8 protein-coding genes are annotated in these 13,229 nt (G+C 42.1%); all 8 read right to left on the bottom strand.

Annotation, left to right across the window (positions count from 1 at the left end; genetic code table 11):
* Positions 1-183, bottom strand: a 183-nt coding sequence (locus JZO85_RS19575) for a hypothetical protein (protein ID WP_207110199.1), incomplete at its 3' end; no start/stop codon positions are given.
* Complete coding sequence (locus JZO85_RS19570) at positions 183-992, bottom strand: hypothetical protein (RefSeq protein WP_207110198.1); 810 nt, start codon at positions 990-992, stop codon at positions 183-185. The genes JZO85_RS19570 and JZO85_RS19575, both read right to left, overlap by 1 nt.
* Positions 985-1,563, bottom strand: coding sequence for a signal peptidase I (gene lepB / locus JZO85_RS19565; protein ID WP_207110197.1), 579 nt, complete (start codon positions 1,561-1,563; stop codon positions 985-987). The genes JZO85_RS19570 and lepB overlap by 8 nt, the downstream gene beginning before the upstream one ends.
* Before the next feature lie 30 nt (positions 1,564-1,593).
* Complete coding sequence (locus tag JZO85_RS19560; RefSeq protein WP_207110196.1) at positions 1,594-3,759, bottom strand: glucosaminidase domain-containing protein; 2,166 nt, start codon at positions 3,757-3,759, stop codon at positions 1,594-1,596.
* Positions 3,760-3,773: 14 nt separating this feature from the next.
* Positions 3,774-5,528 carry a sortase family protein gene (locus JZO85_RS19555; protein WP_207110195.1) on the bottom strand — a complete coding sequence of 585 codons (1,755 nt, stop codon included), beginning with the start codon at positions 5,526-5,528 and terminating at the stop codon, positions 3,774-3,776.
* Between the two features lie 111 nt (positions 5,529-5,639).
* Positions 5,640-6,356 (bottom strand): pilin N-terminal domain-containing protein, encoded by a 717-nt coding sequence (locus JZO85_RS19550; protein WP_207110194.1) that lies wholly within the window; start codon positions 6,354-6,356, stop codon positions 5,640-5,642.
* A gap of 1 nt (position 6,357) precedes the next feature.
* Positions 6,358-11,160, bottom strand: coding sequence for a SpaA isopeptide-forming pilin-related protein (locus JZO85_RS23210; RefSeq protein ID WP_242550453.1), 4,803 nt, complete (start codon positions 11,158-11,160; stop codon positions 6,358-6,360).
* Positions 11,161-11,189: 29 nt separating this feature from the next.
* Positions 11,190-13,001 (bottom strand): SpaH/EbpB family LPXTG-anchored major pilin, encoded by a 1,812-nt coding sequence (locus JZO85_RS19540; protein WP_207110193.1) that lies wholly within the window; start codon positions 12,999-13,001, stop codon positions 11,190-11,192.
* Positions 13,002-13,229: the final 228 nt, after the last annotated feature.

Genomic DNA, 13,229 nt, shown 5'->3' with positions numbered 1-13,229 from the left:
CTGCTCTTGTTCATCTGCGACAGATTCAGACTGTTCTTCAGCCCTCAACTCAAACGGCTCATGAAGCCGATGGGTCTCGTTGTATCGTTCTTCCGCCTTCAACTCTTCTTCGGTAATATCGTTGATAAATTCCTTCAACGCATTCGTAGACAGCCATTTTCGTTTTTTCTTATTCTCTGCCATTAGCCTTTCCCACCATCATTCTTTAGATTCTGCTCGGAAACATTCTTTTTGTTGAACACACCCTCACCATTTTCGCGAGAATAGTTCACGCTATAAACCACTTTTTTCTTTTTTCCAACGGATGCATTCATCCGAACATGAATAGCCGTCAGCTCAGAAACGCCTTCTGCTTCCTTCGCAAAATAATCAATATTTTTTTGAATCGTTTCTTTACTGGTCTCGTCCTCCATTTGACCCTTCAATTGAAGGGACAGTGTTTTCGGCTCGGACAACGAAACACTCGTTTCGACAGAACCAAAATAAGGCATCGTCTGTTGGGTAATCTCGGCTTCCATTTGGTTTTGAAGCGCAGAGTTTTTAGCTTCCGCAGCTAGCTTATCCCATTCATACGCTTTGAGCCCGATCCCTTCTTCGGGGTAGTTCTTCAAGGGGATGCTCAGGATAAGTTGTTCCTGTCTTTTTTCTAATTGTGCGATTCGTTCGTCCATCTTGCCTGTTCGAGTCTTCAATTTCCGATGATCCTCCACCAAAAGGAGACATGAACCAATAAACAGTACTAAGGCAACACCAGTCACTAGCGAGGTAAGCAGTAAGTAACGAATATGTCTCGCCTGTTCAAGCTTTCTTAGGTAGTTGACCTTTCGACGAAACAAAGGCGATTGATCCGGTTCCTTTTGAATCGCGGCGAATCGTAAGTCAAAGAGTAGTCGTACAATGGTTAGAATAATTGCTAAAACAATGAGACCTACACTGAGTATTCCTAGTAGATACATGATGCTCTCTCCTCTAGCAGGACCTGCTTCATTCACTATCCGCCTGCTTTCTAATCAAAGAGGGGAGATGGAACTGGACCCTTCCCTCGATTTCCTTTTTATAGACAAAGCCAAACGTACGACTATCCTTCGACACATCGATATGATCACCGGTCGTAAAGTACAATCCTTTCGGAATTTTGGTTAGGTCTTGAAATTCTTCAGCGACAGCGGGAGACAGCTGAAACGTGTAGGTCGTTTCAAAATCTCCCTGCTCGCCAATGTTCAGGACCATCCGATCATTGCGGATAAACATCGTATCTCCCGGCATCCCAATCACTCGTTTGACGAACTTCCCTTCTTCTCCTTTGACAGAAAAAGCGATCACGTCATAGCGGTGAATCGGATCACTTCGTTTGACTAAAACCATGTCTTTTTCTGTCAACGTCGGCTTCATAGACGTTCCTGAGATGGGATGAAAGCTGTATTCCCTGCGAACAAGCTGCCCCGAGATGAACAACACAACTAATACCAGTAAGGTCAGAATGGTCAATATAAGACTTTTGGCAATCGAGCGCTGTGGCGGGGTTTCTTCTTTTTTTGTTTGACGTGAACGAACAGTTGCCATAAGTTACGGTACTCCTTTTTCTCTGTGTGATTACTTTGCTTTGATATAGGAAACTTGATCAGAAGTAGCCAATGCCGTGTCAATCACTCGGTACGAAATCACTGTACCACCATAGACATTACCCTCTGAGATCAAGATACCTTCTGGACGGACGACTTCTACGAATGCCACATGCCCGTACCGCGGATCTGATCCGGCAACGCCTGGCTTGAAGGAAATCAACCAACCACCCTTTGGTTTCTGACTCACTTCATAGCCGAGTGCTTTTCCTTTGGTTGCCCACTCGCCACCGTTGCCCATATAGTCATCAACGGTTTTGCCTAATTGCTTCACCCGATTGAAGGCGTACCACGTACATTGCCCAACTGGGTAGGAGCCTGAACTGTTGTAATCCACACCGTTGTAATCCGGGTATTTCATGCGGCTACGGTACTCTTCTGGAATTTCTTCTTTGCCTTTGATGAAGACGCCAGAACCAGCGCCGTCTGTTTTCACCTGATCGTATTCAGTCAAATGATACAACGCGATAATCGAGTTTAACTTTTGTCCATAGGTCGTGTCCGTCGCGTAAGTCCCGGTCAATGCGTTTGTTGTGCGCAGGTAATTCTTCGCTGTTGAGCGCCAAGCATCTTTGTAATAACCGCCATTGCCTGAAATGCCCCCACGCAAGAGTTCTACGTAATCCCCTAGTGACGCTGCGTAATTCGGATACTTACGAAACACTGAGTTGATGGAATACAAATCGCCATTTCCTCGATCCTCTTGGGTCGCCATCGATACGGATTGTCCTTGATAGGTTCCTTTAATCCCAAACAAGTTATGGTTTGGAGATAAAGACAACGTACTAGTCCCTGATCCACTTTCTATTAAGGCTTGCGCGATCATGACAGAGGCAAAGACATCGTAGTCTTGCCCTAACTTCTGAGCATCTTCCGCGATTTTCTTAATAAAAGCCTTTGCGCCTTCATTCTCAGTGAAGTTCATAGAAGCTGGATATTCTGCCAAGACCTGTTCACCGTATTCAGTCAATGATGCTTCGGGCAATTCCTTGATTAATAGGTCTTCCTCTAAATCAATAGACTCCACTACTACTTGGCGTTGAGTCTTTTTCTCTTCAGGTTCAGTATCAGATGTTTCCTTCGCCTCTTCTTCAGTGGTCTCTTTTTCAATTTCTACATCATCAACTGTTAAGTAATAATCCTCACCGATAGAGATACCTAATAAAATGTGATTGTCTTTTTCTTTTTGATAAACGAGACTGCCAACAGTGATTTCTTCTGGCATTTTTTCTGGCTTATCAGTGATTTCTATAGAGAATAATTGCTGGTACAAATCGGTCGCTAATTGTTTTGCATCATAGGTTTCTTCTTGTTCAATCCCAAGCTGCTTGATTCCTTCATAAATCAATGCCGCATGGGCTTTGTTTTCAAAACTGCTTAACAGCGGCAGTTCAAAGCCTTTCAAATCAGATTGTGCGACTTCCGTTGTCTTTAATTCACTTGGCAACTTTAGATTACTTGTTTCTGAAAAAGCCTCAGGTGCAGTCGGTGCGACAAACGGATATGGCTGAACACTCATCGTTGGTGGTGTTGCTGGAGCCTCCGCTGCGGGTGTACTCGGTATCACTGGTGTTGGCGCAGGAGTCGCTGACTGTTTCGGTTCTTCTTGTGTCTGACTAGTCGACGGCTGAGTGAGCAGAGAACTGCTTGGGGTCGTCGAACTCGGTTTGGTGTTACTTGGCTTTGTGCCGCTTGGTTTCGTCGAGCTATTACTCGATGAATGACTTGGTTTTGTCGTACTTGAAGTAGACGAACTGCTTGATGGCTTGGTCGAACTGGATGTACTCGAACTGGACGACGAAGCAGGCGTGCTCGTACTGGTTGACGAATCTATGGTGCTGCTTTGCTCAGACGTTGTTGAACCCTCTGTTTCCGAACTTGCTGCTGATCCTTGTTCAGAAGACTGAATTTCTGGTGTTACTACGGGTTCCTTCTTGTTTGCTTCTGGTATGACAGCTTCATTTACAGGTGCTTCATTACTTTCCGGCACAGACATCTGACTTTCTGCTGTTCCTGTTTCTACTATTAAAGAGGAGTCGTTGGTCAGCTCACCGGCCTTCAACACCCCACTGCGTATACTAGCCAGACCACCGATGAAAACGAGTAGTCCACAAACACCTATTACGATCTTTTTCATACATGGGTTCCTTTCTAAATCAAACTAAAGAATAAAATGGGTAATAAGAAGAGTAAAAATAAGGGTACCACTGTCTGCATCGGATCAGAAATGATCTTCGCAGCCAACGTCATGCTTACTCGCTCAGGTTCAGATACCGGGTCCTTTTTTATTAGAGTGCCATCGATTTTCTGATCCTCGCGCTTCAATTTCATTTGCTTGAAGAGATCTTCCTCAGCATCATGTAACGAATGCACGCTCTTGAGATTTCCTTGAACAAGACGCCGATAGATCGTTCCGATATCCCCTTCACATCGTAAGAGGGTCAGCTTCGCGATCCCATTCTTCGGCTCCTTTTCCACATAGGACACCTCGGTCTCTTCGATGATCTTGTTCAAAGACACCTCGTAGACATACACTTGTTTAAAGTCCGTCGCATAAATCAGCTGTCCCTTTTTTAAATCTTGGATGCGGTGCAACAAGACATCCTTATCAAAGATATTATGTGCTAAGACAACATAGTTTCCGCGACCTAACTGTTGGTCGGAGCGGTAGGTCGCCGCTCCGGTTAACAGATTTTCATTCGCCATCCCTGCTAGAATCGGCAGGTCGATCGACACATCGGGAATGACAATTTTTCCAATCCCCCAGTTATTCGTTGTGTTCTGGACGACCGATTTCGCTTTCGCGTAATCGGAGATTTTCACACTGGCGATCTGTTTCTCGCCATAGTTTGCTTCGTTGATCTTATCGATATTATACGCACTCAATTCTTCTTGCGGCCCGATATTGACTGCGGCAGACGCCGGTTCTTCCTCCATGTGGAGATACCCATAGATGGCGGTGACGAGTACCGCCGTCATCGTCACAAACAAAATAATGAAGAGCGTTTTCGTGACTAGGAATAATCGTTTCAAATTCTTTCGTGCCTTAGCCGCAATAATCGGATCATCCGATCGGAATCGTTTGATGAAGCGACGATACAAGCCCATGAGTAAGACGAAGATCGCGACATTCAGTCCCAAGGTGGCCAAGACGATATTTTGATAGCTCCATGTATTGCGTTTCTTCACTTTCTTCTTAACCGCTGTTTTATAATCGATCCGATGTCCCGTGACTAACAAACGAAAGGTATTGATCCCCGGGGGCGTACAGGTCAGAAGCGTGGCTTTGTCCTTGCCTTTATGAATCTTGACCTTGTCGACATCACTTGGCAAAATCTCTTCAAAGGAATCGATCTCATACGCCAAGCGTTTGCCTAAAATATTGATAAAAAACAAATCGCCTTCTTTTAAATTTCGAATATCGGTAAAGAGCACCTGGTTCTTGACCCCACTATGGCCCGTAATAACTGAGTGAGTATTTTTCCCACCGACGGGGATCGAGGTCGGTTCAAAATGCCCCAAGCCCTTTTCCAATGTTTTGAATGACGTGCCGTGAAAAAAAGGCATTTGTTTGATATCAGTCGCGGGAATATCGACGGTTCCCATGACATCCCCTTGTTTCATGATTTTGTTGTAAACAACAGGATCTCCTTTGGGTAATCCTTCTTGCTTGTTATAGATGTACTTGTTATAGGCTTTAGCTAAGGCCCATTGTTCATCCTTTTCCTTTTGCGACATCTTTTTCATCGTATCGTCGTACTCAGAGACCGCCTGACTCCGCTCACGATTGGCCAAATAATTCCCTACAATGGGGTAAAGAAGCGTCAAAACACCGCCAACGATCATCAGGATCGCGAAAATCTTTAAAAAGGAATGTTTTCGTTTTGGCTTGTTTCGTTTCTTCATGACGAATCCTTCTTTCCAATAGGGTTTGACAAGTTGAAAGAAAGAATCAAAGACACGAAAAACATGCGCATCCCAGATTCTTTCTTCAGTAATGATGCATGAGCGATCGTCTTAAAAAACGTCCTTCTTTCGATGAATACTGAACATCCCGACACCGCCCATAGCGAAAATCATGGCGAGTATCCACATCAACACTTGCGCCGTGCCAATGTTTCCACTGGTTTGCGGCAATCGTTTGATTTCCCCTTTTTCATCGACTTCGATCGGGGTACCATCCGGACCTTTGGTCACAGGCAATTTAGGGGTCTTCCCTAAGACACTAGATTTCGGATAGATGTAGACTTCATTCAAGGGTTCTCCCGTCTGTTGGGGAAACGGCAGCTCGACGACAACAGGTTCCATTACGTCTTTTAACTGTGCGTGTTCTTTTTCAACAATCTGGTACATCCCTTGTACCAGATTTCCCGCGTGGGCAAGTCCTTTTTCATCGGTGGTGATGGTCGTAGTAAAGGCGCCGTCCCCTTGAACGGGTTCGAAACCAGAGGCGCCTTGAATCGGTGTCACACGGGTGATTTCATAGGTCATCCCAGGCAAAGGGTCCAGATTCTTTCCATCTGCATCTTTGACCTGATCGACTTTCGTTCCATCCAAGGGCAGCGTATCCGCAATTTTGGCAAAATCTTCGATCTTGTATTTCTGAACGAAGATACTGTACCCGGTATTTCCTTGCGTTTCAGCGGTCTCTGCTTCGGCATGAGCAGCGATCACCCCACCAAAGTTCAGGAGGAAAACAATCAAACAGAACAACAAACGACGTAGCTTTTTCATTTTAGTTTCCTCCCTTTCCTTTGGTCGGTCGAAAATGTAGGAAGACTCCCATCATCCCAATTACGAAAAGACTTGTGGCTCCAATCAGAATAAATCTCATCGCTTTGGTTCCGCCCGTAAATGGTAGTTTGGTTTGCCCTTTATCAGGAACATGGACGATGGCGATATAGTTATAGGTTGGTATTGTGACATGTTCTGGTTTTTTTAGTAATTCAAATCCTTCCGGTGCTTTTGTCTCAACGATGGTGTAGTCACCAGGCGGGAGACTTCCAAATTCTAGCCAGCCATCTGCACCTGTAGTGACAGGATCACCGATTTTATCTTCAGGCTTAGGGTTATCTGGATCTTCACTGTTAGCTTTATACAGTTGGAACTCCGCACCTTCTAAGGCATGGGTGGTGCTTGCTTCAATCTCTGCATCACTCAATTTACCATCACCATCTGCATCTATCACGGTTCCTTCTTCGTACTTGAAGAGTCGAATCTTAGATAGACGAGTTAAGCCTGCGTTGACATCGGTAATGTGATGGACCTTGTCTGTTCCTGTTAAAAGTGTTGGCAGATCCTTCAACTCTGGATGATTGTATTCTGGTGTCTTGAAATCATCTGGATCGGCTTTAGAGTTCAATTTTGGATCACTACCAATTAATTGTTTCGTCACAATGACGATTTTTTTTGTAACAACGATATCGCCTATCATGAATTCGGCAAGATAGTCTCCTTCAGGAAGATTTTCAAACTTGTACTTTCCATCCGAACCTGTCTCGATAAGGGAATCTCCAGAATCATCAATGAATTTTTCTCCAGTCAAGCTTTCTTTCACTAATTGTTTGACGTAACTCGAATTCTTCAAACTTGTCCGATAGAGCTTCACTGGAATATTTCCAACTGGATCTTCAGGTGACCCATTCGCTTTAGTGCCTATCAGCCCATCGTAATCATCATCGTACCAGACATAACCAGTTAGATCCCGCCCATAAACTCTTGTCCAAACTGCTTGTGAATCAACAGGTAATTTCAAATCGGAATTCATTGATGCCGTATTAACAAAAACATCTCCAGCTTTTTGAGCCGTTGGTTGGAGTTTAATTTTTAGTTCAAGTGTGTCTCCTATGCCTAACGAATCACAATTTACCAAGATTCCCTTCGCATCCTTGATATCATCTATTGGGGTTGTATCAGGAATATATTCAGTCCAGCCAGTAATGTCATTTGGATTTGTTCCAACACTAATAGAATTTTCCGTAAAGCTTATATCTATTTTTGCATTCTTTCCCGCTTTTACTTCGATGGACTTCACTGTGTAGTCGCCGCTCAGCTGACTCCCCCGTGAATCACCAGTGTAGGGTAAGACATCCAATAACTTAGCATTAGGTATAATATTTGTGCTTTGATTATCCATTTTAATAGTGTAAGTAATCGACGTATCTTCCCCTAACGGATCATTTTTTCCAACCTCGATATATGGCTTATCTTCTTTCTTAGCCAGAATCACCTTCTGGTTCAGTGTTTCGATGAAAGAATCCATCGAACTGCGGTATGATTCATCCGAATTGTCTTTATTGTCTGGTTGCCCGGTTTCCCAGACCTCTCCGACCGTCTTCACTTCCAGTGCATTCGTGACTCCGTTATCTTTGAAGGTCAACTGTTTGAAATCAGATGTCGCCTTAAATTTCACTTCAAGGCCTTTTCCTATATCGGGAATATTATTGAACGGCCATCGAAGAGTCGTTGTTCCATCTGGATTATTAGTAATCGTGGGATCATTTAACTTCGTACCTTCTGCATCTATAGAGGAACCAGGTTTATAAATTATTCCTTTCGGCAAGGTTGTATTCAATGCGCTAGAATAATTGATATCCTTATCCCCAGAGAATATTCCATTTACGCGAATGTCAATCTCTTCACTAGTATCATAACGATTTTCAGCCACATTCGTTTCGGTTTTTATCGAGAATGGCTCTACATACATACTTTCACCGATGTGATTCCAATAAACTGTCGGAATGGACGTAGCTACACCCGAACTGTCAAAAACAGTCGGCTGAAACGTGGCTACACCGTTCACAGGATAGTTCGCGCGATTGGTTGCATCATCGACACTACTAATTACCCTCGTCCCATCACCGCGAAATTTCATTGATCCTAACACAGTCAATGGGTTTCCTTTGGGAGTCTTACTTCCTGGTTGTGCCTTTACTTTTACAGGTGCTAAAACATCCATAAAATATCTAGGAACCTTAGTAGAAGCATTCGCTCTCAAAATGAAGTGTATTGCACTAATATCACCAGCTGCTTGTGCTTTCGCTGGTGTATCATACCAGTCATAGAGTGGTTCCATATCTAAAAGATCTTCAACCTTCATGGTATAGTTTGGTGTAGCTGAAAGAGTTTTAGCGACACCATACCTAATTTCTATACTCTCAGAGGTGTAAAAATTTTCTTCATTTTCTTCTAAGGGAGGGAACATGTTAATTTTATCTTTTTTGTTCATGTAATAAGCATCTCTGCTTGTGTCATACTCAAAGCCAGAAGGATCCCACATCATTATCGATTGACCTATTCGCATGATATCTCTATCGTTAACATCGTTTATAATCATCCCTGTTGAACTTGGCATTCGAAACCAGACCTGTTGATTCTGCTTAAGTCGAACATTTCCCGTATTGTGTTGCGGCTCTCCACCTTGAGATAAGGATAGGTTCTTATGATTTAGATCTTGAACAATGATACTGGAAGAAAAACCACCAGGAACACCAATAATTGTATCGTAATCCAAACTGGAATCATTTGATGACTTCGTTCCATCACTATAAGTTATCTCGTCCACATAAAGAGTCGCCAGATACCTTTGCCAGTTCTCTGATGATCCTTTCGCATGCGTCTTTGTTCGATCCCAATGAAATACAAATTCTTCACTAGAGAAAGTTTTACTCGTAGCAGTTGGCATTCGGTTACCTTTTAATGTATAAGTATACGGATTCTCAATACCGTGATAGCCACTATTGGTGATAGTTGAAACGTAGTGCCCATTCGTATGACTAACACTCCCAGAATCATATACACCAATCATAGAAACATCTCCTGGAGGTTGACTCGTATAAATTTTTTGAGTAACGCCATTTGGTATGTCGAGTGTTTCTTTTAATTTACTTTCATCCATCGTCCAACTTGATTCTTTCTGCCAATTTGCCAAGCTGCGATTCTTGGTTGCAATGGATGAAGCAACAAGAGTTATTGGATCTCGTTCAGCGGTTGTCAAAGACTGTATCTCGCCTGACATTAGTGTCTTCGTTCCCTTTTGCTTGATTTGATATTTGATTGGTCCGCTTGGGAAACATGCTCCTCTAAAATCTCCAGCATCCCGACCATCCAACGGGCGTAATTCAGTTACAGCACCTACATCCATGGAATCCACATTCTTGTCAGATAATCCAAAAATTTCTCCGGATGAACGCTCACCTCTCACAAGTCGAACCCGGACAGAAGGTTTTGCGGTTGCTTTTGTTTCAGGAATTTTCAAAGCATCAAAACTTTTATCATCATAAGTCTGATTGAATTCTTCTGTTTCCCCGGTTTCATCGTTTTTCGCGCTGAGTAGCTCTAACTTAATTGTAGGTTGAAAAACCTTTCCGTGAGTGGTACCGTACACGTTCAAAATAATTGGAATAAAAATTTGCCCAGTATCTGAAATTGTTGATTCCATAACCCCTTGTGAGATTTGAGAGCCATCTGCCGCAGAAGTGTCAATATACGAACCATTAGAAATTTCTCCGTTGTTTATTGGTCCTGTACCAAGAATTTCCACTGCATTAGGTAACTCTGCTATTACTCGATAGCGAAAATCTGTATATTTTTTGTTAGTTGTCATATTTTGAATAGAAAACGATACTAGATAAGCCACTTGATCGTATGTTCTAACAATATCATTCGTCTCGCTATTATCATGACCAGGATCAATATCACTATCAAATTTGGATGTCCCAGTTTTAATTGTAGTTTTAACATCTTTAATGATGACCGGAGAACTATTCTTTGTTCCAACATCATTTGCTTTATTGCCAGTAGATTCCTTTAGAAATAATGGTGCTTTTAAAGAATCTTCTTTCTTATAGGGTGTTTTGAGCAACTCTTTCAAAGAATCTTTGCTAGTCTCTGTTTTTACTTCCAAAATATTTTTATAACTATTTTCTGATCCAGAATTAGATACATTATTTGTCACTCTATCTTCAAGTTCGTTGCTGTTGTCAAGTTCTTTAGCTCCAAAGGTAAACATTGTTTGTCTCTTAGATGCATCTTCTGAATCATCCAAAATAACTGGTGCTTGTTTGTCCGTCAAATGTGTCACTAAAATAGTAATTGATTGATCTTTTACTAATTGAAAATACGTTGCTCCAACATTTTTGTCAGATACTGAATGAAAAGCCATTGGTGCTGTTTCTTTTTTATCAGTATCTAACTTTTTCACTTGACCCATTAACGATTCAAGTTCTTTTTGAGTCTTCTCTTCTATTGTTAGAGGATTTTCATACGAATCTAGCCATTGCAAAGAATACTCTTCACTATCTGGAAGACGTACTATTTTAGAATCTGTTCCGGTTAATTCAACAATGACACTGTCTTCCTTTACAACAACATCTTCTTTTGTTTCCATTCCTCCAGCAAATTTAACTTGTACTAATTTCTGTTTAGAATCATCCGCCTTTAGTGTTTTTCCATTAGAAAAATTGATCACAATCCCTACAAGAAACACGACCGGAAGAAGAACGGCGACTATTTGCTTTAGTTTTATATTACGGAGCATCGTCTATCCATCCTTTCATCCTTCAACAGTTAAGCGTGACGACGTTTTTTATCAATTGCGATGGCTGCGGTACCAATAGTGATTGCTCCGATTGCAATGATGATTAGCAACATGGTGCCTGTGCCACCGGTGAATGGTAATTTCGTTTTTGGTTCATTGACTACCGTTACTTCTGGATCAGTATTGCTATGTGTAGTTAGAGTGACAGTCACCTTTTGAGGGGTCTTCAATAATTCATAACCCTCTGGAGATTTCGTTTCTACTACCCAGTAATCTTTTTTAATATCTGCTTCATCCCATGTTGCTTCTGACGGAATACTTGGTTCTTGTACACCATTTCCATTAGAATCCGTAAACCAATCTAATTTCAACCCATCAAAGTGCGCTTTACCTGTTGCGTCTGATGTAGAAGTCAAATATGTTACTCCTGCTGGAAGCGTATCAGCAGCTGGCGTTCCACCAGGTCCAGCAGTTTTTCTGTATGTCTTACCATCACTTGCTAAGAAAATATTGTCTTTTGCATCATCCTCAGTTAGTGCGATATGGAATTCCGCACCAGATAGATCCGCTCCTGCTTTATCCGTCTTTTTAATGTCAAATCCACCATTGTAGTATTCAGGTTCGTCACTTTCCTCTGAAGTTGGTTCTTGTCCAGGAATCAAGTAATCAATCTTGTATTTATTCGTGATTTTTCCATTAAAGTCTTGTTCTACAGTTGTCTTATAAACTACTCGAATATGAGTATCTTCATCTTCGGTTAGTTTTTTCATTCCTGCTTGGGTCAAACTAACTTCTACTTTTTTTGCTGCCCCAGCGGTCATATTTGTGACTGGATGAGCAGCTACTGGAGTGTCATTCAATTCAACATTAAAATGAGTGCCAATCGTTAAATCTGTCCAAGTAGCACCATCATCATCCGTTACTTGGACAACAATATCTTTTAGTAAAAGTGCTGTGTTCAAATCATCGGTGATTCGGAAGTAATCCGCATACAGTTCATAAGGAAATGGTCCAGTGATATCTAAGTCAGCTGTCGGCAATCCAGTAACTGGATCATGCATGCCGGTGATCTTCATTGGCTCGTTAATGATGCTTAACAGTCCTGAAGGCAATGCCGTCGTTGCTTCCCATTGGAAATCTTGTCCCGCTTTGATGGAGTAGCCTTTACCACCTTCAACTGTTTTATCCAATTCTGTGTTTGTGACAATATTTTTTGGATGAACATGGACATCGTAAATCAATTTAGAAGTGTCATCACGTTTTGTCTGTGGTAAATGAACAAAGAACGGATCCATTGGTTTGTTGATTTTTAATCCCGTTTCACCTGAAACTGGATCAGTGTAGGTATATTCCCCAGTCGAGTCTTTAATTTCCCGCACTAAATAGATGCCATCCGCGCTCTTTCCAGTTCCAACATCGAATTTCAAACTACCATCCGCAGCCGTTACACCTGTCTGTCTGGTAAACGAAGAATCCACTTCCCAATGAGTCCCCTCCACTTGTTGTAATGGATCGGTTAAGTCTGCATTACCAATTGCCTTTACTTTAATGATTTCAAAATTGACATCTTGCATGACTTTCTTTCCAACCAAATCAGGTGCTACAGCTGGATCCAACGATTCTCCATCCCCACGTTCACCTAATTCCGAAGCACTATTAATTTCGTACTTCCAAATAGTAATTGAGCGATCAGACGTATTATCTGATACCGCATTCCCGCTAATATTCTGTGCGGGTGGTGCCGCAAACGCTACCGTTGAACCCGCACCTGCTGCCCCCAACATTGTCAATACGCCCAAACTTAATGCCGCTTTACTTATCCATTTTCTTTTCGTTTTCATAATAAGCTCCTTTTCATTTTGTCTTTTACGCCCAAATTAGCTAAAATAAATAAGTGAAAAGAGGTTGCCGCCATTTTTCAATTATTTATTTTTCCAATACTCGATGAAGAGCATCTTCTTTCGTATTGGATACTAGTAAATATTTAGTATGTTTGTCCTTCGATAAACATACCTCCTTTCAAAAGCTGTAAATAAGTTCATCATTTTTATTACTATCCCTAGCTATTC

Origin of the sequence: Candidatus Enterococcus murrayae (assembly GCF_017315985.1) — a bacterium.
Classification (GTDB): Bacteria; Bacillota; Bacilli; order Lactobacillales; family Enterococcaceae; genus Enterococcus_A; species Enterococcus_A murrayae.
This window is presented reverse-complemented; position numbering and strand designations above follow the sequence as displayed.